16 protein-coding genes and 1 pseudogene are annotated in these 21737 nt (G+C 69.7%); 12 read left to right on the forward strand and 5 right to left on the reverse strand.

Annotated elements, in window-relative coordinates:
* Positions 1–48 precede the first annotated feature (48 nt).
* Entirely contained in the window at positions 49–273 is a 225-nt protein-coding gene (locus tag E5198_RS04445) for a VF530 family DNA-binding protein (RefSeq protein ID WP_136488810.1), read from the forward strand.
* Here E5198_RS04445 and E5198_RS04450 read toward each other — a convergent pair whose 3' ends face one another.
* Positions 274–2085, reverse strand: coding sequence for a gamma-glutamyltransferase family protein (locus E5198_RS04450; RefSeq protein WP_168772472.1), 1812 nt, complete (start codon positions 2083–2085; stop codon positions 274–276).
* A gap of 10 nt (positions 2086–2095) precedes the next feature.
* Positions 2096–5233, reverse strand: coding sequence for a transglycosylase domain-containing protein (locus E5198_RS04455; RefSeq protein WP_136488812.1), 3138 nt, complete (start codon positions 5231–5233; stop codon positions 2096–2098).
* Positions 5234–5398: 165 nt separating this feature from the next.
* Between E5198_RS04455 and E5198_RS04460 the strand changes: the two genes are divergently transcribed.
* On the forward strand, positions 5399–6307 hold the full coding sequence (locus tag E5198_RS04460; RefSeq protein ID WP_136488813.1) for a prenyltransferase: 909 nt from the start codon (positions 5399–5401) through the stop codon (positions 6305–6307).
* 6 nt (positions 6308–6313) lie between these two features.
* Here E5198_RS04460 and metR read toward each other — a convergent pair whose 3' ends face one another.
* Complete coding sequence (gene metR / locus E5198_RS04465) at positions 6314–7234, reverse strand: transcriptional regulator MetR (protein ID WP_136488836.1); 921 nt, start codon at positions 7232–7234, stop codon at positions 6314–6316.
* 197 nt (positions 7235–7431) lie between these two features.
* Between metR and metE the strand changes: the two genes are divergently transcribed.
* Positions 7432–9735 (forward strand): 5-methyltetrahydropteroyltriglutamate--homocysteine S-methyltransferase, encoded by a 2304-nt coding sequence (metE, locus tag E5198_RS04470; RefSeq protein WP_136488814.1) that lies wholly within the window; start codon positions 7432–7434, stop codon positions 9733–9735.
* Between the two features lie 194 nt (positions 9736–9929).
* On the opposite strand, the gene E5198_RS04475 is transcribed toward metE, so the two are convergent.
* Positions 9930–10745: a DNA-binding transcriptional regulator gene (locus tag E5198_RS04475; protein ID WP_136488815.1), complete on the reverse strand. Its 816-nt coding sequence runs from the start codon at positions 10743–10745 to the stop codon at positions 9930–9932.
* Positions 10746–11173: 428 nt separating this feature from the next.
* Here E5198_RS04475 and E5198_RS04480 point away from each other — a divergent pair, with 428 nt between their 5' ends.
* The 8 genes from E5198_RS04480 (at position 11174) to mhpT (ending at position 19401) form a co-directional block, all read left to right on the forward strand.
* Complete coding sequence (locus E5198_RS04480; protein WP_136488816.1) at positions 11174–12112, forward strand: 3-carboxyethylcatechol 2,3-dioxygenase; 939 nt, start codon at positions 11174–11176, stop codon at positions 12110–12112.
* A 77-nt stretch (positions 12113–12189) separates the two neighbouring features.
* Positions 12190–13386: an acyl-CoA dehydrogenase family protein gene (locus E5198_RS04485; protein ID WP_136488817.1), complete on the forward strand. Its 1197-nt coding sequence runs from the start codon at positions 12190–12192 to the stop codon at positions 13384–13386.
* Between the two features lie 63 nt (positions 13387–13449).
* A complete protein-coding gene (locus E5198_RS04490; RefSeq protein ID WP_136488818.1) occupies positions 13450–14007 on the forward strand; it encodes a flavin reductase family protein in 558 nt (185 codons plus the stop codon).
* Between the two features lie 17 nt (positions 14008–14024).
* Positions 14025–14888: an alpha/beta fold hydrolase gene (locus E5198_RS04495; RefSeq protein ID WP_168772474.1), complete on the forward strand. Its 864-nt coding sequence runs from the start codon at positions 14025–14027 to the stop codon at positions 14886–14888.
* 369 nt (positions 14889–15257) lie between these two features.
* Complete coding sequence (gene mhpD / locus E5198_RS04500; RefSeq protein WP_136488820.1) at positions 15258–16052, forward strand: 2-keto-4-pentenoate hydratase; 795 nt, start codon at positions 15258–15260, stop codon at positions 16050–16052.
* Between the two features lie 38 nt (positions 16053–16090).
* Positions 16091–17026, forward strand: coding sequence for an acetaldehyde dehydrogenase (acetylating) (locus E5198_RS04505; RefSeq protein WP_136488821.1), 936 nt, complete (start codon positions 16091–16093; stop codon positions 17024–17026).
* A gap of 11 nt (positions 17027–17037) precedes the next feature.
* Positions 17038–18069 carry a 4-hydroxy-2-oxovalerate aldolase gene (gene dmpG / locus E5198_RS04510; protein WP_136488822.1) on the forward strand — a complete coding sequence of 344 codons (1032 nt, stop codon included), beginning with the start codon at positions 17038–17040 and terminating at the stop codon, positions 18067–18069.
* A gap of 84 nt (positions 18070–18153) precedes the next feature.
* A complete protein-coding gene (mhpT, locus tag E5198_RS04515) occupies positions 18154–19401 on the forward strand; it encodes a 3-(3-hydroxy-phenyl)propionate transporter MhpT (protein WP_136488823.1) in 1248 nt (415 codons plus the stop codon).
* 187 nt (positions 19402–19588) lie between these two features.
* On the opposite strand, the pseudogene glpD reads toward mhpT, so the two are convergent.
* Positions 19589–21088: pseudogene (gene glpD / locus E5198_RS04520) on the reverse strand (glycerol-3-phosphate dehydrogenase); the annotation flags it as partial.
* Positions 21089–21257: 169 nt separating this feature from the next.
* On the opposite strand from glpD, the gene ybaK reads away from it, so the two are divergent.
* On the forward strand, positions 21258–21728 hold the full coding sequence (gene ybaK, locus E5198_RS04525; RefSeq protein ID WP_136488825.1) for a Cys-tRNA(Pro) deacylase: 471 nt from the start codon (positions 21258–21260) through the stop codon (positions 21726–21728).
* Positions 21729–21737: the final 9 nt, after the last annotated feature.

The following is a 21737-nucleotide window of genomic DNA, read 5'->3' on the forward strand; positions in this document are numbered from 1 at the left end:
GGCCCCTGCGCTATGCTGCGCGGCTCCTCTCCTCTGCACGGGCCGACCATGACCGACACCCCGAATAATCCGCTGCACGGCGTCACCCTCGAAGCCCTGCTCACCGAACTGGTGGCGCACTACGGCTGGGACGGTCTCGCCCAGCGCATCGACATCCGCTGCTTCAAGGCCAATCCCAGCATCAAGTCGAGCCTGACCTTCCTGCGCCGCACGCCCTGGGCGCGAGAGAAGGTCGAGACGCTCTACGTGCGCCTGCGCCGGCAGAAGGGCTGATCACTCGCCCAGCACCACGCCCTCGCGGCGTGGATCGGCGCCGCCGAACCAGCCGCGGGCATTGCGCTGGATGGCCTGCAGGCCGCTGGGCAGCTCGCCTTCGCTGACCTGGTGGCCCCTGGCGCGCAGGGCGTCGAGGGTGGCCGGGGGGAAACGCCCGGCCTCCAGCACGGTCGGGCCGTTGAAGTTGGTGAAGTTGGGCAGGTCGATGGCGCGCTGGGCGTCCAGCCGCCACTGGTAGAGGCCGAGCAGGGTCTTGGCATTGAAGTGGATGATCCCCGCGCCACCAGGTGCGCCCAGGCTGGCCAGCAGTCGGCCGCCTTTCGCGTCGAACACCAGGGTCGGGCTCATGCTCGAGCGCGGGCGCTTGCCCGGCTCGACCCGGTTGGCCACCGGCCGGCCTTCGCCGTCGCGCGGGGCCAGGGCGAAGTCGGTGAGCTGGTTGTTGAGCAGGAAGCCGCCGGGCAGGCCGCTGCCGCCGTCGCTGAGCAGGCGGGCGCCGAAGGCCTGTTCGATGCTGCTGGTCATCGCCAGCGCGTTGCCGCGGGCGTCGACGATGCTGATGTGGCTGGTGCCGTACTCCTCCTGATCCGCCTGCGGCGCCCAGGCCAGCGGCGCGCCGCCGGGCACGCCGTGGCTGGCGCTGGCCATGCTGCGCTCGCCGATCAGGCTGGCGCGCTGCTTGAGGTAGGCGGGGGCCAGCAGGCTGCGCCAGTCGCCGGCCGGCGGCTGCACGAAGGCGGGGTCGGCGAGGTACTGGGCGCGGTCGGCGAAGGCCAGCTTGGCCGCCTCGCTGTAGCGGTGCAGGAATTCGGCCGAGGGGCGGCCGTCTTCCAGCGGCGGAACAGGCTTCGGCAACTGTTCGAGCAGGCCGAGGATCTGCATCTGGGTGATCAGCCCGGAGGAGGGCGGCGGAAAGCCGCACACCCGGTACTGCGCCAGCCACAGCTGGCACAGCGCCTCGCGGCGCAGCGGCCGGTAGGCCTGCAGGTCGGCCAGTTGCAGGCGGCCGGGGTTGCCGGGATGCTGGCGCACCCGCCGGACGATGTCGCGGGCGACCGCCCCCTGGTAGAAGGCCGCGCTGCCGTCGCGGGCGATGTCGCGCAGCACCGCGGCCAGTGCCGGATTGCGCAGGACGTGACCGACCGGCAGCGGCGAGCCGTCGGCCCGGTAGTAGAAGGCAGCCGCGGCCGGATCGCGGCGCAGGTGCGCGTCGGCGGCGAGCAACTGGTGCAGGCGCGGGCTGACCGCGAAGCCCTGCTCGGCCAGCTCGATGGCCGGCGCGAACAGGGTTGCCCAGGGCAGGCGGCCATGGGCGCGGTGCGCCGTCTCGAGCATCCTCAGTACGCCGGGCACGCCCACCGCGCGGCCGCCGACCACCGCCTCCATGAAGGCCATCGGCCGGCCCTCGGCGGTGAGGAACAGCGCCTCGTCGGCGGCCTGCGGCGCGGTCTCGCGGCCGTCCCAGGCGTCCAGCCGCTGGCCGTCCCAGTGCAGCAGGAAGGCGCCGCCGCCCAGGCCACTGGACTGCGGCTCGACCAGGCCGAGCACCATCTGCACGGCGATCGCGGCGTCCAGCGCACTGCCGCCGGCGGCGAGGATCTGCCGGCCGGCCTCGGCAGCCAGCGGGTTGGCGGCGGCCACCGCCTGGCGCTGCAGCTGCCAGCCCGGCTTGGCCTGCCAGCCGCTGGCCGCCTCCGGCTGGGACGGGCGGGGCAAGGGTTCGGGGCTCGGCTGGTGGGTGCAGGCTGCGACGAGCAGGCCGAGGCTCAGGCCGAGCGCGCGGCGCAGCCCGGGACGGCTGGGGATCACGGAGGCTTCCTTATCGGTGGTTCTGCAGGGCGTGCAGGCGCGGTTCGACGCTGGCCTCTCGCTCCGGTGCGTGGCAGGCGGTGGCCTCGGCCAGCAGGTAGGGCTGCAGCAGCGGCAGCATGCCCTTGAGGGCCTGCACCGGCAGCGCCGAGGTGAAGCGGAAGCGCGCGGACTTCTCGCCGGCGACATAGGCGGTGAGGGTACCGAAGTGGCGCGGGCCGAGGAAGAACACGAAGGTGGCGGTGCGGTTGCGTGCCGTCGAACTGGTCACCCAGCCGCTGCGCGTCACCGTCTCGATGCGGTTGTCGCCGGTGCCGGTCTTGCCGCCGACCACCATCGGCTGGCCATCCTGCTGTTGCAGCACGCCCTTGAGCCGGCGAGCGGTGCCGTTCTCCACCACGTCGGCGAGTGCGCTGCGCAGGGCGGCGGCCACTTCCGGACGCATCACCCGTTCGCCGCTGGTCTGCTGGCGCTCCAGGCGGGTCTCGTAGGGCGTGGCGATGGCGAAGTCGAGGTTGTCGATGCGCACGGTCGGCAGGCGCATGCCGTCGTTCTGGATGATGCCCATCAGTTCGGCCAGCGCCGCCGGGCGGTCGCCCGAGCTGCCCAGCGCGCTGGCCAGCGACGGCACCATGTGGTCGAACGGGAAGCCGAGCCTGGCCCAGCGCTGGTGCAGGTCGGTGAATGCCTCGACCTCGATCATGGTGCGCATGCGGCTGTCGCGGGCGCTGCGGTGGCGGCTCTTGAACAGCCAGCCATAGACCTCCTGGCGCTCGTCGCGGCTGGCGGCGACCACCTCGTCGAACTTGGCCTGCGGGTTCTGCATGCGATAGCTGATCAGCCACAGCTCCAGCGGGTGCACCCGGGCGATGTAGCCCTGGTCCGGCAGGTTGAAGGCGTCCGGACCGTAGCGGTAGTACTGTTCCTCGAGCTTCTTCGGCGGCGGCATCTGCTTGCCGAGGTGGGTCTTCATCACCTGGCGGAACTCCTCCAGGCTGGCATCGGGATAGAGGTAGCGGTGGATCGCGGCCAGGCGCGACGGGTACAGGCTGAGGCCCTCGATCAGGGTGTCGAACATCTCCTGGGGCGCCTTGTCGCGATACTTGCGCCAGAAGCGCAGCAGGAACACCGTGCCCTCCTTGTCGGCGAAGCGGGTCAGGTATTCCTGGCGCGGCGGGTACTGGTCGTCGGTGAGCATCTGCACGCTGTTGGGCATCTGGTAAGTGCTGTAGCGCACCACGTCGCGCAGGATGCGCACGAACGGCAGGTTGAGCGACTCGCGCAGCGATTCGCGCACCGTGGCCATGCGGCCATTGTCCTCGCGGCGGAAGTTGCTGAACACGTGGGCGCCGCCGCCGGTGAAGAAGGTCTCGCCGGGGCTGGCCGAGTACTTGCGATCCAGCGCGGCGTCGAGCATCTGCGTCAGGCTGGCCTGCGGATTGGCCCGCAGCCAGTCCAGTGCCCAGCGGCTGAGGTTGTCGCGCTCGTTGGCTTCCTGGTACAGCCGGCGCAGCTCGGCTGGCGTCTTGCCGGAGTGCTTCTGGTGCAGTTCGGAGACCATCTCCAGGTAGGTGGCGAGCACCCGCAGCTTGGCGGTGGAGCCCAGCTCCAGCTTGCTGCCCTCGTTGATGTCGAACGGCTGGCCGGTGGTGTCGGTCTGCACGCGCACGCGGTTGCCGTTGGCGCCGCGCTCGAACAGGGTGAAGCTGTAGCGCACGTCGGCGGTCAGTTCGGGGCTGAGCAGGCGCTCGCCGAACAGTCCGACCTGCTCGGCGACGGCCGGGTCGGCGAGTTTCTCGAGGTAGTCGCTGACCGCCTGCTGCAGCGGCTGATTCAGCGTGGCGTCGACCGACAGGTCGAGGCGGTCGAGGTCGTACAGCGGCAGACCGAGGCTGCGCACCAGGCGGGTGCGGATGGCGTTGATGCCCTTGTCGGAGGCCACCGGCGGCAGCGCCGGGTCGGTGGCCGGATTGCGGAAGCTCAGCTGCTGGCCCAGCGCGGCATCGCGCAGCGCCGGGGTGATCACCCCGGCGCCGGCCAGCACGCGCAGATGGCTGTCGGTCAGCTCGGCCAGTTCGGCGCGGCCGTCGGTGAGGTACCAGGACGGCCGGCGCTGGGCGATCATCAGGGCCAGCACCTGGCGCAGGGCCAGGCCCTGTTCGGCGAGGGTGACGTCCTCGCCGCCGGCCAGCGCGCGGTTGGCCTGGGCGAAGTCGGCGCCGAACCATACCCACAGCCCGTCGCCCAGCCCGTGCACCTCGCCGTAGCCGGCGGCGGCCGACAGCGGCACGCTGTTGATGTAGTCGTGGACGATCTGCCGGCGCAGCGGCAGGGTCGAGCTGCCGTCGCGGTAGGCGCGGATGCTCGCCGAGAGCATCTGGCGCAGTTTCTCCGGTGCATTGGGCGTGCGCCCCTCCGGCGAGTGGCGGAATTTCTCGATCTGCGTGGCCAGGGTGCTGCCGCCGGCGCTGTCGGTGTCGGCGTGCAGCCGGCTGGCCAGCTGGGTCCAGGCCGCCATGGCGAAGCGCGGCCAGTCCACCGCCGGGTTCTGCTGTGGCTGGTCGGTATCGAGCAGGTGGCGGTTCTCGATGAACAGCAGGCTGGCCACCGCCAGCGGCGGGATGTCGCGGAAGCGGTCATAGTGGCGCTGCGGGTGGCGGAAGCCGAACATCGGCTGGCCGCGGCAGTCGGTGATGTCCAGCCCGGCGTGGGTCTTCTCGCGGTAGGGCGGGTACAGGCCGCGGTCGGTGTAGTCCAGCAGCGCCGGCGAGAAGCGTGCCTGGCGCTCCACCACGAAGCCCTGGGCGCTCAGGCGGCGGATGAACTCGGGCAGGCCGACGTAGCCCAGGCGCTGGTCGAAGGGGCCTTGCGAGGGAAAGCGGATGGCGTCGCTGGGGCCGGGCTCGACCTGATACTTGAGTCGCGCCGACCAGTCGCCGAGCAGGCGCGCCTGCCATTCGGATGTGCGCGCCTCGCGCGCCGCCAGCCAGCCGATACCCACAGCCGCGGCCAGCAGCAGCACGGAAAAGCCTGCGCGTACGCGCCAGATGCGGCGTCTGCTCGCCGCCGGGGCCCGGTAACGCTGAGGCGACGCCACCGCGTCTGCAACTTCAGCAACTGCGGATGAGGACTGCTCGGGGGCACCCATGGCGGTACTGTCCGTGAAGAGGTTATATCGCGTACGAGCAAAAGCTTAGTCGCATTCGCCACCATGCGCCTGCGAGGTGCGGCACAGCACGCTATGATGCCGGCCTTCGGGCATCCCGGGCTGCCTCGCCGGGCCGGGAGCCTATCGACCGAGAGGAGGGCAGGGATGGCAGGCAGGTGGGACTGGCTGGGGGTGATTCGCGGGCGCTTCCTAGTCCTGGCGCTGACCTGCGTGGCCCTCGGCATTGCCGTGGCGCTGCAGTCGCGCATGCTGGATGGCGCCTTCGTGGTCGACGCCCTGCTGGTGCTGCTCGGCGCCCTGGCCGCCCATGCCGCGGTCAACGCGCTCAACGAGTACGGCGACTACCGCAGCGGCCTCGACCTGCGCACTGAGCGCACCCCGTTCAGCGGTGGCAGCGGCACCCTGGTTGCCGCTCCGCAGCATCTGGGCCGGGCGCTGGGCCTCGGCCTCGGCGGCGTGGCGCTGAGCGCCGCCATCGGCCTGTACTTCCTGCTGCGCCAGCCGGCGCTGCTCTGGCAGCTGGCGCCGCTCGGCGCGGTGGGCCTGGCGCTGGTGCTCGCCTACACCCCCTGGCTGACCCGCCGGCCCTGGCTGTGCCTGCTGGCGCCGGGCCTGGGCTTCGGCCCGCTGATGGTGCTCGGCACCCAGAGCGTCCTCGCCGGACAGCTCGGCGCGAGCGCCGCGCTGCTCGCGCTGGTGCCGTTCTGCCTGTGCAACAACCTGCTGCTGCTCAACCAGTTCCCCGACATCGACGCCGACCGCAGCGTCGGCCGCCTGACCCTGCCGATGCTGCTCGGCCGCCAGCGCGCGGTGACGGTGCTCGGCGCGCAGTGGCTGCTGGCCTTCGCCGGCCTGCTGGGTTGCGTGCTGGCCGGCTGGGTGCCGGCCGGCGCCGCCCTCGGTCTGCTCGGCGCCCTGCCGGCGCTGCGCGCCTGGCGCCTGTTGCGCCGCGATGGCGAGTCCCCGGACAGCCTGCTGCCGGCGATGGGGCAGAACGTGGCGGTCAGCGTGGCGACGCCGCTGCTGATGGCGGTGGGGATGCTGGCCTTCTGATCCGCCTCAGCCCCGCGCCGCACTCACCCCCTCGAGGGTGGCGAACGAGGTGTCCTTGGCGGTGAGGAGGAAGTCGCGCATGAACGGCGCATCCAGCATGTCGGCGCGGATGCCGGCGTAGAGGGTGGCGTACAGGCCCTTTTCGCCGAGCTTCTTCGCCGTCACGTAGCCGCGCGAGCTGTACTCGTGCAGCGCCCAGTTGGGCAGGCAGCACACGCCGCGGCCGCTGGCCACCAGCTGCAGCATCATCACCGTCAGCTCGGCGGTGCGCAGTCCGGCCGGCTCGACGTCGGCGGGGTCGAGGAAGCGGGTGAAGATGTCCAGGCGGTCGCGCTCCACCGGGTAGTGGATCAGCGTCTCGCCGGCCAGGTCCTCCGCGGTGACATACGGCTTGCCCGCCAGCGGGTGCTGGTTGGCCACCGCCAGCTGCGCCTCGTAGGTGAACAGCGGCACGTAGGTGATGCCGGCCAGCTCCACCGGGTCGGAGGTCACCACCAGGTCGAGGTCGCCGCGCGCCAGCGCCGGCAGCGGGGCGAAGGAGAAGCCCGAAGCGAGGTCGAGCTCCACCTCCGGCCAGGCGTCGCGGAACTGGTCGATGGTCGGCATCAGCCACTGGAAGCAGCTGTGGCACTCGATGGCCATGTGCAGCCTTCCGGCGGTGCCGCCGGCGAGACGCGCCAGGTCGCGCTCGGCGCTGCGCAGCTGCGGCAGCACCGCGTCGGCCAGTTGCAGCAGGCGCAGGCCGGCGCTGGTGAAGCGCACCGGCTTGGTCTTGCGCACGAACAGCGGCAGGCCAAGGCGCTCCTCCAGCTCCTTGAACTGGTGGGAGAGGGCGGACTGGGTCAGGTGCAGGCGCTCGGCGGCCTCCACCAGGCTGTCGGATTCGCGCAGGGCGTGCAGGGTCTTCAGGTGGCGCAGTTCGATCATGGCGGCCTCGGCGGGGTGGGAGGTGCGCACGGCGCACCCTACAGAGTGGCGGCGTTGGGCGTAGGGTGCGCCATGCGCACCAGTCTGACCTGTTGGTGTCGTGAGTAAAATTGTAGATCATCACGAATATATTGAGTTTGTCTCATGTGGTGGCGACTGTCGACAATGACCGCCATCACCAACACGGAGACAGACAAATGGCATTGGCGCACACCCTCGGCTTCCCGCGTATCGGCCGCGACCGCGAGCTGAAGAAGGCCCTCGAGGCCTACTGGAAGGGCGAGCTGGACGAGGCCGGGCTGCGCGCGGTGGGCCGCCAGCTGCGCGCCGCGCACTGGCAGCTGCAGCAGGAGGCCGGCATCGAGCTGCTGCCGGTCGGCGACTTCGCCTGGTACGACCAGGTGCTCAACCACTCCTTGATGTTCGGCGTGGTGCCCGAGCGCTTCCGTGGCGCCGACGGCCGCGTCACCCTCGACACCCTGTTCGCCATGGCCCGCGGCGCCAGCGGCGGCTGCTGCGGCGGTGGCGGTGCGCAGGCGCTGGAGATGACCAAGTGGTTCGACACCAACTACCACTACCTGGTCCCCGAGTTCAGCCGCGACCAGCAGTTCCGCCTGAGCTGGGAGCAGCTGTTCGAGGAGGTCGCCGAGGCCCGTGAACTGGGCCATGCGGTCAAGCCGGTGCTGATCGGCCCGCTGACCTACCTGTGGCTGGGCAAGGTGCGCGGCGACGAGTTCGACAAGCTGGAACTGCTCGAGCGCCTGCTGCCGGTGTACGGCGAGGTGCTCGGCCGCCTGGCCGGCCTCGGTGTGGAGTGGGTGCAGATCGACGAGCCGATCCTCGGCCTCGACCTGCCGCAGGACTGGAAGAGCGCCTTCGAGCGCGCCTACAACCTGCTGCAGGCGCCGACTCCGCAGAAGCTGCTGACCACCTACTTCGCCGGCCTGGAGGACAACCTCGGCCTGGCCGCCAACCTGCCGGTGGCCGGCCTGCACCTCGACCTGGTGCGCGCGCCCGAGCAGTTCCCGGCGATCCTCGACCGCCTGCCGGCCTACAAGGTGCTGTCGCTCGGCGTGGTCAACGGCCGCAACGTCTGGCGCTGCGACCTGGAGCAAGCTCTTGAGGTGCTGCGCGAGGCGCAGGCGCGGGTGGGCGAGCGCCTGTGGGTGGCGCCGTCCTGCTCGCTGCTGCACAGCCCGGTGGATCTGAACCGCGAGGACCGCCTGGACGCCGAGCTGAAAGGCTGGCTGGCCTTCGCCGTACAGAAGTGCGAGGAGGTGGCGCTGCTGGCCCGCGCCCTCAATCATCCCGAGGATGCCCTGGTGCAGGCCGCGCTGGGCGACAGCCGCGCGGTGCAGCAGGCGCGTGCCCAGTCGCCACGCATCCACAATCCGGCGGTGCAGGCCCGTCTGGCGCAGGTGGTGCCGGCCGACAGCCGCCGCGCCAGCCCGTTCGCCGAACGCATCGTGCGGCAGCGTGCGCGCCTCGATCTGCCGGCGTTCCCGACCACCACCATCGGCTCCTTCCCGCAGACCGCGGCGATCCGTCTGGCACGGCAGTCGTACAAGCTGGGCAAGCTCGGCGAGGCCGACTACACCGAGGCCATGCAGGCCGAGATCCGCCATGCGGTGAGCGTGCAGGAGAAGCTGGGGCTGGACGTGCTGGTGCACGGCGAGGCCGAGCGCAACGACATGGTCGAGTACTTCGCCGAGCAGCTCGACGGCTACGCCTTCACCCGCTTCGGCTGGGTGCAGAGCTACGGCTCGCGCTGCGTCAAGCCGGCGATCATCTATGGCGACCTGAGCCGGCCGCGGCCGATGACCGTGGAGTGGATCCGCTACGCGCAGAGCCTGACCGCCAAGCCGATGAAGGGCATGCTGACCGGCCCGGTGACCATGCTGATGTGGTCGTTCCCGCGCGAGGACGTCAGCCGCGAGGTGCAGGCGCGCCAGCTGGCGCTGGCGATCCGCGACGAGGTGCAGGATCTGGAGGCGGCCGGCATCCGGATCATCCAGATCGACGAGGCAGCGTTCCGCGAGGGCCTGCCGCTGCGCCGCGGCGCCTGGCAGCACTACCTGGACTGGGCGGTGGAGGCCTTCCGCCTGTGCGCCAGCGGGGTGGATGACGCCACGCAGATCCACACCCACATGTGCTACAGCGAGTTCAACGACGTGATCGAGGCCATCGCGGCGATGGACGCCGACGTCATCACCATCGAGACCTCGCGCTCGCAGATGGAGCTGCTGGAGGCCTTCGAGGCGTTCGAGTATCCCAACGAGATCGGCCCGGGCGTCTACGACATCCACTCGCCGCGAGTGCCGACGGTGGCGGAGATGGTCGCGCTGCTGGAGAAGGCGGCGGAGCGCATCCCCGCCGAGCGGCTGTGGGTCAACCCCGACTGCGGCCTGAAGACCCGCGGCTGGGGGGAAACCTTTGCAGCGCTGGAGCACATGGTCAGTGCGGCGCGCCAGCTGCGCGGCAAGGCGCAGGCGGCGGCGTAGAGCACAGCTCGATCGTTCCCAGGCTCCGGCGTGGGAACGACATGCCGGGCGCTCCTGCGCCCCGGTCGATCACGACAGTCCCACGCGCCGGCTGAAGGTGGACAACGCTGCGCGGTTGTCCAGCCTGCGCCTGGCCCCGATTCGTAGGGTAGAAGACTCGCGCAGCGATCTTCTACCAGTCTCCAGCGCTGGGCTCAGGACAGCACCGGCCCGGCCTGCTCGCGTTCGCGGATGCCCTGTTCGATGGTGGCGGCGACCCGCTGCAGCGCCGGCAGGTAGCGCTGGGCGGCCTGCTCGATGGTCATCGCCTTGAGCACGTAGACCAGGTTGAGGCAGCCGTAGACCCGCTGTTCGCCGCAGATCGGCACGGCGATGGAGGCGATGCGCTCCTCGGTGTTCCAGCTGCCGTAGTTCTCGCCGTAGCCGCGGTGGCGGGTGCGGCGCAGCAGGTTGTCCAGCGCCACCGGGTTGCGCGCCAGGCGGCTCTCCTCGTCGTCGCGCCTGGCCAGCAGTTCGACGATGCGCTCGCGCTCGGCCTCCGGGCAGAACGCCAGGTAGGCCAGGCCGGTGGCGGTGATCAGCATCGGCAGGCGGCGGCCGACCATCGAGCGGTGGAACGACAGGCGGCTGAAACGGTGGGTGGTCTCGCGCACCACCATGGCGTCGACGTCCAGGGTGCACAGGTCGGTCGGCCAGTGCACCTCCTGCAGCAGCTCGGCCAAGAGCGGCGCGCCCAGCTCGGAAATCCACTGCTCGTCGCGGAAGCCCTCGCTCAGTTCGCGCACCTTGAGGTTGAGGCGGAAGCTGTCGTCCGACTCGCTGCGCCGCACGTAGCCTTCGTCCTGCAGGGTCTCCAGCAGGCGGCGCACGGTGGTGCGGTGCAGGCCGGTCAGCTCGGCCAGCCTGGCCGGGCTGGCGCCGCCGTCCACCCGGTTGAGGGCATTGAGGATCTGCAGGCCGCGGGTCAGGCCGCGGACGGTCTTGTATTCGGTTTCGCGCGTGCTGCTCATCTTGCGGTTACCAGGAGGCCGGTCCGGTTTGCCGATATTCAACCACGCCGGCCGCGTGCCGGCCCAGCGTCCGGGCGCGCCGCGCCGGCGGATTTCCCCAGCCGGAAAAGGGGCTTTGCGCCGCCGGCAGGTGCCGCGCCCGGGGCTGCAGGCCGCGAAGATCCCCGCCTTTCGATGAAAAATCCTTTCAAAACAATCACGTGCACATAGTGCACGCAAGGACAGATAGTTTTTTTCCTTCCCGGGGCACGCCCCTAGAATGGCCACCGTAGGTTCTGAACAAAAAACAACCAGGTGAGCTGCCTGCCAGCCGGCGAGTGGCAGCGGCGCTGCCCGGCGGGCAACCGCGGCCAGCCACGGCAACCCACCTGACTCGTTGCGCTTTGGTCTGCGGAGACGCCCTGGTCTCCCGCGATCACGGAGGTTTCATGACTGTAAAACTCAAATGCCTGTCGCACACCCCCCTGCGCGGTCTCAACGACCCGGGTGCAGAGGTGGTCGCCGAAGTCGATGCCGCACTGGCCAAGGCGCGCGCCGAGGTCGAGGCCTTCGATCCCGAGCTGATCGTGATCTTCGCCCCCGATCACTACAACGGCCTGTTCTACGATCTGATGCCTCCGTTCGTGATCGCCACCGCCGCCGAGTCGGTGGGCGACTACCTGACCCAGCCCGGCCCGCTGTCGGTGGACCGCGAGCTGGCCCTCGAGCTGACCCGCCACGTGCTCGACAGCGACGTCGACATCGCCCTGTCGCACCGCCTGCAGGTGGACCACGGCTGCACCCAGACCCTCGAAGAGCTGACCGGCAGCATCGACCGCTACCCGGTGATCCCGATCATCGTCAACTCGGTGGCGCCGCCGTTCGCCCCCTACCGCCGCATCCGCAAGCTCGGCGAGGCGGTCGGCCGCTTCATCGCCAGGCTGGACAAGCGCGTGCTGATCCTCGGCACCGGCGGCCTGTCCCACGAGCCGCCGGTCCCGCTGCTGGCCGACGCTCCCGAGGCCATCGCCGAATTCCTCATCGCCGGGCGCAACCCGACTCCGGAGGCGCGCGCCGCCCGTCAGGAGCGCACCATCGCCGCCGGCAAGATCTACGGCACCGAACTGTCGGCGCAGACCCCGCTGAACGCCGAGTGGGACCTGGGCTTCGTCGACCTGCTGCTCAGCGGCCGCCTCGAGGCGATCGACGAGTTCAAGATCGAGGAGATCTCCAAGGCCGCCGGCCGCTCGGCCCACGAGGTGCGCACCTGGGTCGCCGCCTTCTGCGCCCTGGCCGCCACCGGTGCCTACACCGCCCGCCTGGACTACTACCGGGCGATCAACGAATGGATTGCCGGTTATGGCGTGGTGAGCGCCGAGCAGGCCTGACCCCGCCGGGTCAACGCCATCCACAACAAGAGTGCGTCAGCCGCTGCGTGTGTCGCGGCGCGAAAGAGGTCAGAGACATGAGCCACATCGAAACCCAGATCCCCAGCGAAGCCGAAATCGTCGCCCGCGCCGAAGCGCTGATCCCGCGCCTGCGCGAGCGTGCCGAGGCCTGCGAGAAGGCGCGCATGGTGCCCAAGGAAACCATTGCCGATTTCCAGGAAGCCGGCTTCTTCAAGATCCTGCAGCCCAAGCGCTGGGGCGGCTACGAGATGAGCCCCAACGTGCTGAACAGGGTGCTGATGGAACTGGCCCGCGGCTGCCCGTCCAGCGCCTGGAACGTGATGGTGCTCGGCGTGCATCCCTTCGAGGTGGGCCTGCTCGACCCGCGCTGCGGCGACGAGCTGTGGGGTGACGACAACACCCGCCTGGTGTCCTCCTCCTACGCGCCGTTCGGCACCGTCAAGCGCGCCGAGGGTGGCTACGTGCTCAACGGCGAGTGGCTGACCTCCAGCGGCTGCGACCACGCCGCCGGCGGTGCCTTCCTCGGCGGCCGGGTGGCCAACGACCAGGGCGAAATGGAGTTCCGCTCGTTCTGGGTGCAGCGCAGCGACTTCGAGATCGTCGACGACTGGCACGTGGTCGGCCTGGCCGGCACCGGCAGCAAGAAGCTGATCATCAAGGAAGTCTTCGTTCCCGAGTACCGCAGCCACGTGATCGCGGCCTACGACCAGGAGTCGCACGGTCACGTCGACAACCTGTTCAAGATGCCGTTCTTCTTCGTGTTCTACGCCGCGGTGTCCTCGGTGATCATCGGCATGGCGCGCGGCATGGTCGACCTGTACATCGAACACATGATGCCGCGGCAGAACCTCAACCAGGCGGTCGGCGCCGCGGTCAACGACCCGTTCATCAAGAACCGCCTGGGCGAGGCCTACGCCAAGATCGTCGCCTGCCAGGCGCGCGTGCTGCAGAACACCGACGAGGCCTGGCAGTATGCCTCGCGCGGCGAGCTGGTGCCGCTGGACGTGCGCGTGCGCCACTTCGCCACCAATCAGTTCACCGGTGGCGAGTGCTTCGATGCGGCCCACATGATCTTCAAGAAGACCGCCACCCGTGGCGTGTGGCTGAGCAGCCCGATGCAGCGCCAGATGCGCGACATCCTGGTCGGCGCCAACCACATCACCCAGAACCAGGACAACATCGGCGACCTGCTCGGCGGCCAGCTGCTCGGCAACCCGATGCCGGCGGCCAACCCGTTCGGCGTCAAGGTCTGATTTGTCAAAGAAGGGCGGGGCAGCGACCCCGCCCACTTCTGCCTGCTGCGTGAGAAACCGATCATGAGCCAACAGATCAACCAACTGCTCGACTGGGTGCCCAACGCCGAGCTGGCCGGCCTGCCGGTGGTCAGCCCCGACGACCATCGCGTCGGCATGCGCAACCTGGCCGCCGCGGTGACCATCATCACCGCCCGCGACGGCGACACCCAGCTGGGCCTGACCGCCACCGCGGTGTGTTCGGTGACCGCCGAACCGCCGCGCCTGGTGGTGTTCGTCAACAAGAAGGTCGCCGCCAGCGAGGCCATCCTCAACAGCGGCGCGCTGTGCGTGAACGTGCTGTCCGCCGAGCAGGAGCACGAGGCCAGGGTGTTCGCCGGCATGGTCGAGGGCGTCCACGGCGAGGCGCGCTTCGAGCACGGCCAGTGGCGCGACCTGGCCAGCGGCGTGCCGGTGCTCGACGGCGCCCTGGCCAACTTCGATTGCCGGGTGGTCAAGGTGTTCGACGAGAGCACCCACCACGCCTTCCTCTGCGAGGTCCTGGCCACCCGAGGCCAGCAGGGCGGCGAGCCGCTCCTGTACCTGAACGGCGCCTTCCGCCGTCTCGCCCCCCAAGCCTGAATTCGAGGAGTCAGTTGATGACCAGCACCACCCTGAGCGAAGCCTCCACCAGCAAGTTCGTGCGTATCCAGGACGGCGAGCTCGACCTCAACATCCACTACAACGACTGCGGCGCAGGTGCCGAAACCGTGGTCATGCTGCACGGCTCCGGTCCCGGCGCCAGCGGCTGGGCCAACTTCAACCGCAACATCGAGCCGCTGGTGAGCGCCGGCTACCGGGTGATCCTCATGGACTGCCCGGGCTGGAGCAAGAGCGACTCGATCGTCTGCACCGGTTCGCGCTCCGACCTCAACGCCCGCGTGCTCAAGGGCCTGGTCGATGCGCTGGATCTGGACCGCGTGCACATCCTCGGCAACTCGATGGGCGGTCACAGCGCCGTGGCCTTCGCCCTGGCCAACCCGCAGCGCGTCGGCAAGCTGGTGCTGATGGGTGGTGGTACCGGCGGCATGAGCCCGTTCGTGCCGATGCCGACCGAAGGCATCAAGCTGCTGCAGGGCCTGTACCGCGAGCCGACCATCGACAACCTGAAGAAGATGATGAACATCTTCGTCTACGACCCCAGCGACCTCACCGAGGAGCTGTTCCAGGCGCGCCTGGACAACATGCTGGCGCGTCGCGACCACCTGGAAAACTTCGTCAAGAGCCTCGACGCCAACCCGAAGCAGTTCCCCGACTTCAGTCCGCGCCTGGCCGAGATCAAGGCGCCGACCCTGGTCATCTGGGGTCGCAATGACCGCTTCGTGCCGATGGACACCGGCCTGCGCCTGATCGCCGGCATCCCCAACTCGCAGCTGCACGTGTTCAACGGCTGCGGCCACTGGGCGCAGTGGGAGCACGCCGACAAGTTCAACCGCATGGTGCTGGACTTCCTGACCCACTGATCCGCTTCTCGCCGGCGCCTCGCCGCCGGCCACGGTTATCGGTCTACCCGGCCTCTGGCTGAAGCCGGGTTTCCTGCCTGTACCACCCGTCCGCCGGCACACCGGAGCGCGGGCCGGTACAGGCTTTTTATTGTGAAAAATCCTTTTAAAACAACGATGTGCACATAGTGCACGTTCGGGCGGTTTTTCATTGTCGGGGTTTTTCGGCCGTTCCTATACTCGGCGCGACAACAAAGGCCCCACGGCTGCTGCGGACAACCTGAGCAGGTCTGACCGCGGCTTTCCTGTCGGCCACCGACAGCTTCCGGCCTCGATTCGCCATGCGAGTCGCCGGCGGCCCCCCGAATTGCGCGCACCCGAGGTTAAGTCATGAGCGTGACCCAACAGACCCTGGAACAACTGGCCGCCGCCCTGCGCGGCGCCGAGGCGAGCGGGGAGGCCGTCGAGCCGCTGTGCGCTCTGATCGGCGAGGACAACGGCGCGGCGGCCTACGCCATCCAGCGCCTCAACGTCGCCCACGGCGTCGCCGCCGGGCGCCGCGTGGTCGGCCGCAAGATCGGCCTGACCAATCCCAAGGTGCAGGCCCAGCTCGGCGTCGACCAGCCGGACTTCGGCACCCTGTTCGCCGACATGGGCTACGGCGACAACGAGGTGGTGCCGTTCGGCCGCGTGCTGCAGCCGAAGATCGAGGCCGAGATCGCCCTGATCCTCGCCAAGGATCTGCCGCGCGCCGACACCACCTTCGCCGAGCTGCTCGACGCCACCGGCTGGGTGCTGCCGGCGCTGGAGATCGTCGGTTCCCGCGTGCAGGGCTGGAACATCCGCTTCGTCGACACCGTGGCCGACAACGCCTCCAGCGGCTGCTACGTGCTCGGCGGCCCGGCGCGGCGCATCGCTGATGTCGACCTGCGCCAGGCAGCCATGTCCATGACCCGCAACGGTGAGATCGTTTCCAGCGGCAGCGGCGCCGAATGCCTCGGCCATCCGCTGAACGCCGCGGTATGGCTGGCGCGCACCATGGCCCGCCTGGGTGAGCCGCTCAAGGCCGGCGACCTGATCCTCACCGGCGCCCTCGGCCCGATGGTCGGCGTGGCCGCCGGCGACCGCTTCGAGGCGGTGATCGACGGCATCGGCCAGGTCGGCGTCAGCTTCAGCGCCGAGTGATTTCCTCGCCCGATCCGGGTGCAGCAGTGAGACCAGACATGAAAAAACTCAAAGTCGCCATCGTCGGCTCCGGCAACATCGGCACCGACCTGATGATCAAGATCCTCCGCAACGCCAAGCACCTGGAAATGGGCGCCATGGTCGGCATCGACCCGGCCTCCGACGGCCTGGCGCGCGCCGCGCGGATGGGCGTGGCCACCACCCACGAGGGTGTCGAGGGCCTGACCCGCATGGACGTGTTCAAGGACATCGACTTCGTCTTCGACGCCACCTCGGCCGGCGCTCACGTCAAGAACGACGCCTTCCTGCGCTCGCTCAAGCCGAGCATCCGCCTGATCGACCTGACCCCGGCGGCCATCGGCCCGTACTGCGTGCCGGTAGTCAACCTGGAAGAAAACCTCGCCGCGACCAACGTCAATATGGTCACCTGCGGCGGCCAAGCCACCATCCCGATGGTCGCCGCGGTCTCGCGCGTGGCCAAGGTGCACTACGCCGAGATCGTCGCTTCCATTGCTTCGAAATCCGCAGGCCCCGGCACCCGCGCCAACATCGACGAGTTCACCGAAACCACTTCGAAAGCCATCGAAGTGATCGGCGGCGCCGCCAAGGGCAAGGCGATCATCGTCATGAACCCGGCCGAGCCGCCGCTGATCATGCGCGACACCGTGTTCGTGCTGTCCGAAGCGGTCGACCAGGCCAAGGTCGAGGCCTCGGTCGAGGAAATGGCCCAGGCCGTGCAGGCCTACGTGCCGGGCTACCGCCTCAAGCAGAAGGTGCAGTTCGACGTCATCCCCGCGGACAAGCCGCTGACCATCCCGGGCCACGGCACCTTCTCCGGTCTGAAGACTTCCGTGTTCCTCGAAGTTGAAGGCGCCGCCCACTACCTGCCGGCCTACGCCGGCAACCTCGACATCATGACCTCCGCCGCGCTGGCTACCGCCGAGCGCATGGCTCTTTCCATGATCAACGGCTGAGGAGACGCGCCATGACCTTCGACCCGAGCAAGAAGCTGTACATCTCCGACGTCACCCTGCGCGACGGCAGCCACGCGGTGCGCCACCAGTACTCGATCCAGAACGTGCAGGACATCGCCCGCGCCCTGGACGAGGCGAAAGTCGATTCCATCGAGGTGACCCACGGCGACGGCCTGCAGGGCTCCAGCTTCAACTACGGCTTCGGCGCCCACACCGACCTGGAGTGGATCGAGGCCGCCGCCGAGGTGATCCAGCACGCCAGGATCACCGTGCTGCTGCTGCCCGGCATCGGCACGGTCCACGACCTCAAGGCCGCTTTTGAGGCCGGCGCCCGCAGCGTGCGCGTGGCCACCCACTGCACCGAGGCCGATGTGTCGAAGCAGCACATCGAATACGCCCGCAGCCTGGGCATGGACACCGTCGGCTTCCTGATGATGAGCCACATGATCCCCGCCGAGCAGCTCGCCGCCCAGGGCAAGCTGATGGAGAGCTACGGTGCGCAGTGCATCTACATGGCCGACTCCGGCGGCGCGATGAACATGAACGACATCCGCGAGCGCATGCGCGCCTTCAAGGCCGTGCTGAACCCCGAGACCCAGACCGGCATGCACGCCCACCACAACCTGTCGCTCGGCGTGGCCAACTCCATCGCCGCGGTGGAGGAGGGCTGCGACCGCATCGACGCCAGCCTCGCCGGCATGGGCGCCGGCGCCGGCAACGCGCCGCTGGAGGTGTTCATCGCCGCCGCCGAGCGCCTGGGCTGGAACCACGGCACCGACCTGTACCGCCTGATGGACGCCGCCGACGACCTGGTGCGTCCGCTGCAGGACCGTCCGGTGCGCGTCGACCGCGAGACCCTCGGTCTCGGCTACGCCGGCGTCTACTCGAGCTTCCTGCGCCACGCCGAGGTCGCCGCGGCCAAGTACGGCCTGAAGACCCTCGACATCCTCGTCGAACTGGGCCGCCGGCGCATGGTCGGCGGCCAGGAAGACATGATCGTCGACGTGGCCCTCGACCTGCTGGCGGCGGGCAAGGGCCACTGAGCCGCTCCCTGACCAATGGCCAGTTTCCTCCGGGCAACTGGCCGTTTCGTGTACTCCAATAAGAAAACAAACAGGTAGACCGATATGAAAACCTGCACTGCGCAAGCCATTCCCCACACCGCTGCCGAGACGTCACACGACAGCCGCCGCACCTGGCTGACCATCGCCCTGTGCTTCACCGTGGCCGTGCTGGAAGGCATCGACTTCCAGGCCCCGGGCATCGCCGCCAAGGGCATGGCCGCTGCCTTCGGCCTGGACAAGCTGCAGATGGGCTGGGTGTTCAGCGCCGGCATCCTCGGCCTGCTGCCCGGTGCACTGGTCGGCGGCTGGCTGGCCGACCGCATCGGCCGCAAGGGCGTGCTGATCGCCTCGGTGGCGCTGTTCGGCATCTTCTCCATCGCCACGGCGCATGCCTGGGAGCTGTACAGCCTGATGCTGGCGCGCCTGCTCACCGGTGTCGGCCTGGGCGCCGCGCTGCCCAACCTGATCGCCCTGTGCTCGGAGGGTGCAGGTCCGCGCCTGCGCGGCACCGCGGTGAGCCTGATGTACTGCGGCGTGCCGATCGGTGCGGCGCTGGCGGCGATGATCGGCATCGTCGGCTACTTCGACGACTGGACCGTGCCGTTCTACGTCGGCGGCGTGCTGCCGCTGCTGGTGCTGCCGCTGCTGCTGCTGTGGCTGCCGGAGTCGGCCGCCTTCAAGGCTCGCCAGGCTGCAGTGTCCAGTGAGCCGCGGGTGCCGGTGATGGACGGGCTGTTCCGCAACGGCGCGATGCTGCCGACCGCGCTGCTGTGGGTCGCCTACTTCTTCACCCTGATGGTGGTGTACATGCTGATCAGCTGGCTGCCGAGCCTGCTGGTCGGCCAGGGCTTCAGCGGCGTGCAGGCCAGCTGGGTGGTGTTCACCCTGCAGATCGGCGCCGCCGTCGGCACCCTGATGCTCGGCGTGCTGATGAACACCCTGCGTCCGCTGGCGATCGCCGCGCTGATCTATGGTGGCCTGCTCGCCGCGCTGGCGGCCCTCGGCATCGTCGAGAGCTTCGTCGGCATGCTGTTCGCCGGTTTCGCCGCGGGCGTGTTCGCCACCGGCGGCCAGGGCGTGCTGTATGCGCTGGCGCCGCTGTTCTACCGCACCGAGGTGCGCGCCACCGGCGTCGGCACCGCGGTGGCGGTCGGTCGCCTGGGCGCCATGAGCGGCCCGCTGGTGGCCGGCAAGATGCTCGCCCTGGGCACCGGCACCGTCGGCGTGATGGCCGCCTCGGCGCCGGGCCTGGTGGTCGCCGGCATCGCGGTGTTCTACCTGTTCGTGCGCTCGCGTCGCCAGGCGGCCTGACGCCTCCGGCGGCAGCTGCCGCGCAACCGAACCCCCGTCCGCAGCGCGGTCGGGGGTTCCTGCTGTCTGGCGTTCAGCGCGCCGGGCGCTGCGGCGCGCCGGCATCCCTGTTGGGCAGGCGGGCGACGGGATTGCCGAGCAGGCGCCCGTGGATGATCGTCGGCCCGGCGCCGCTGGCCTGGGCGCCCTGCAGGTAGCGCTGCAGCTTCTGCTGCTGCATCGGGCCGAGCAGCAGGCCGAGCTTGGTCCGCCGCCAGAGGATGTCCTCCAGGCTGAGCGCCCATTCCTCCTCGCGCAGGTAGTCCACCTCGCGGGCGTACAGGCCGGCGCCGAAGTTCTCGCCCAGATCCATCAGGCAGTGCACGTCCTCCAGCAGGCGCCAGGCGCGGGTGCCGTAGCTGGCGGCCCAGCGCCGCGCCAGGTCGCCGGCCAGCCAGCCGTGGGCGTCGCACAGCGCCTCGGCCAGCTGGCTCACCGAATCCAGCTCCTCGGCGCCGGGCAGCTTGCTGCGCTCGGTCCAGGCCGGGCCCATGTGCGGGAGGTACGCCGCCAGCTGGGCCAGGGCGGCCTCGGCCAGCTTGCGGTAGGTGGTCAGCTTGCCGCCGAATACCGACAGCAGCGGGGCGGCGCCGTGCTCGTCGGCCAGCACCAGGCGGTAGTCGCGGGTGACCGCCGCCGGGTTGTCCCGGGCGTCGTCGTACAGCGGGCGCACGCCGGCGAAGTGGCTGACGATGTCGCGGCGTTCCAGCTGCCGGCGGAAGTGCGCATTGACCACGCCGAGCAGGTAGTCGGTCTCCTCGTCGGTGATCTGCACCGCCGCCGGGTCGCCGTGGTACTCGCGGTCGGTGGTGCCGATCAGGCTGAAGCGCTGCAGGTACGGCAGGACGAAGACGATGCGGCCGTCGCTGTTCTGCAGGATGTAGGCCTGCTCGCCGTCGTGCAGGCGCGGCACCACGATGTGGCTGCCCTGGATCAGGCGCAGGTGCTGCTCGCTGCGCTGGTGCAGGCAGTCGCCGAGCACCTGTTCGACCCACGGCCCGGCGGCGTTGACCAGGGCGCGGGCGCGCAGCGACAGGCGGCTGCCGTCCTCGCGCTCCAGTTGCAGGTGCCAGAGGTCCTTGCTGCGCCGCGCGCCGATGCAGCGGGTGCGGGTGTGGATGTGCGCGCCGTGCTCGCGGGCGCTGATGGCGTTGGCCACCACCAGGCGCGCGTCGTCGACCCAGCAGTCGGAGTATTCGAAGCCTTCCTCGATCTCCGCCTTGAGCGGGCAGCCGGGGCCGAAGTGCAGGTGGCGCGAGCCGGACAGGCTGTGGCGCACGCCGAGGTGGTCGTAGAGGAACAGCCCGGCGCGGATCATCCACGCCGGGCGCAGGTGCGGGCGGTGCGGCAGGATGAAGCGCAGCGGCCGCACCAGGTGCGGCGCCATGCCCAGCAGCACCTCGCGCTCGCCGAGCGCCTCGCGCACCAGGCGGAACTCGTGGTGCTCCAGGTAGCGCAGGCCGCCGTGGATCAGCTTGCTGCTGGCCGAGGAGGTGTGCGCCGCCAGGTCGTGCTGTTCGCAGAGGAACACCGACAGGCCGCGGCCGGCGGCGTCGGCGGCGATGCCGCAACCGTTGATGCCGCCGCCGATCACCGCCAGGTCGTAGACCTCGGCCAGGGGGGCGGTGCCTTGCTGGGATGCTGTCATGATGGTTGCGCCTTTTCTTGTGTGTCCCTGATCCATCGCCCTTTCCTGGGCCTGGATGCCCGACTGTTGGCTTTTGCGTTATCGTGGGTTCGGCACGCAAGCTGCTGGTTTCCGGCAACTTTTCCTGTGCACTCCCGATTTCATTCTCGACCCTTTTCGTGAAGCCAGCATGACCCCGGCCATAGATCTGTTGAAGAAAGTTCGCGCCGCGCACACGGTGCACAGTTACACCCACGACCCCAAGGCGCCGTCCTACGGCCTGGAGGCGGCGGAGAAGCTCGGCCTGGAGCCTGCGCGGGTGTTCAAGACCCTGCTCGCCGCCAGCGAGAAGGGCGAGCTGCTGGTGGCGGTGGTGCCGGTGGCCGGCACTCTCGATCTCAAGGCGCTGGCGCAGGCGGCCGGGGTGAAGAAGGCCGACATGGCCGACCCGGCGGCGGCGCAGCGCGCCACCGGCTACCTGCTCGGCGGCATCAGCCCGCTGGGGCAGAAGAAGCGCCTGCGCACCTTCATCGATGCATCGGCGCAGGGCTTTGCGACCATCTTCGTCAGCGCCGGCCGCCGCGGCCTGGAGGTGGAGCTGGCCGCCGCGGTGCTCGCCGAGCACACACGGGCGAGCTTCGCCGCCATCGGCCGCGGCTGAACCGCCGGT

Origin of the sequence: Pseudomonas sp. A-1 (assembly GCF_004801855.1) — a bacterium.
Lineage (GTDB): Bacteria > Pseudomonadota > Gammaproteobacteria > Pseudomonadales > Pseudomonadaceae > Geopseudomonas.

Bases quoted from the DNA above. Each gene is read 5' to 3' on its own strand.
- E5198_RS04455 (WP_136488812.1), bottom strand. From the start codon at position 5,233: ATGGGTGCCCCCGAGCAGTCCTCATCCGCAGTTGCTGAAGTTGCAGAC.
- E5198_RS04505 (WP_136488821.1), top strand. From the start codon at position 16,091: ATGAAAAAACTCAAAGTCGCCATCGTCGGCTCCGGCAACATCGGCACC.
- E5198_RS04475 (WP_136488815.1), bottom strand. From the start codon at position 10,745: ATGAGCAGCACGCGCGAAACCGAATACAAGACCGTCCGCGGCCTGACC.
- E5198_RS04485 (WP_136488817.1), top strand. From the start codon at position 12,190: ATGAGCCACATCGAAACCCAGATCCCCAGCGAAGCCGAAATCGTCGCC.
- dmpG (WP_136488822.1), top strand. From the start codon at position 17,038: ATGACCTTCGACCCGAGCAAGAAGCTGTACATCTCCGACGTCACCCTG.
- mhpT (WP_136488823.1), top strand. From the start codon at position 18,154: ATGAAAACCTGCACTGCGCAAGCCATTCCCCACACCGCTGCCGAGACG.
- E5198_RS04495 (WP_168772474.1), top strand. From the start codon at position 14,025: ATGACCAGCACCACCCTGAGCGAAGCCTCCACCAGCAAGTTCGTGCGT.
- E5198_RS04490 (WP_136488818.1), top strand. From the start codon at position 13,450: ATGAGCCAACAGATCAACCAACTGCTCGACTGGGTGCCCAACGCCGAG.
- ybaK (WP_136488825.1), top strand. From the start codon at position 21,258: ATGACCCCGGCCATAGATCTGTTGAAGAAAGTTCGCGCCGCGCACACG.
- metR (WP_136488836.1), bottom strand. From the start codon at position 7,234: ATGATCGAACTGCGCCACCTGAAGACCCTGCACGCCCTGCGCGAATCC.
- E5198_RS04445 (WP_136488810.1), top strand. From the start codon at position 49: ATGACCGACACCCCGAATAATCCGCTGCACGGCGTCACCCTCGAAGCC.
- E5198_RS04480 (WP_136488816.1), top strand. From the start codon at position 11,174: ATGACTGTAAAACTCAAATGCCTGTCGCACACCCCCCTGCGCGGTCTC.
- mhpD (WP_136488820.1), top strand. From the start codon at position 15,258: ATGAGCGTGACCCAACAGACCCTGGAACAACTGGCCGCCGCCCTGCGC.
- E5198_RS04460 (WP_136488813.1), top strand. From the start codon at position 5,399: ATGGCAGGCAGGTGGGACTGGCTGGGGGTGATTCGCGGGCGCTTCCTA.
- metE (WP_136488814.1), top strand. From the start codon at position 7,432: ATGGCATTGGCGCACACCCTCGGCTTCCCGCGTATCGGCCGCGACCGC.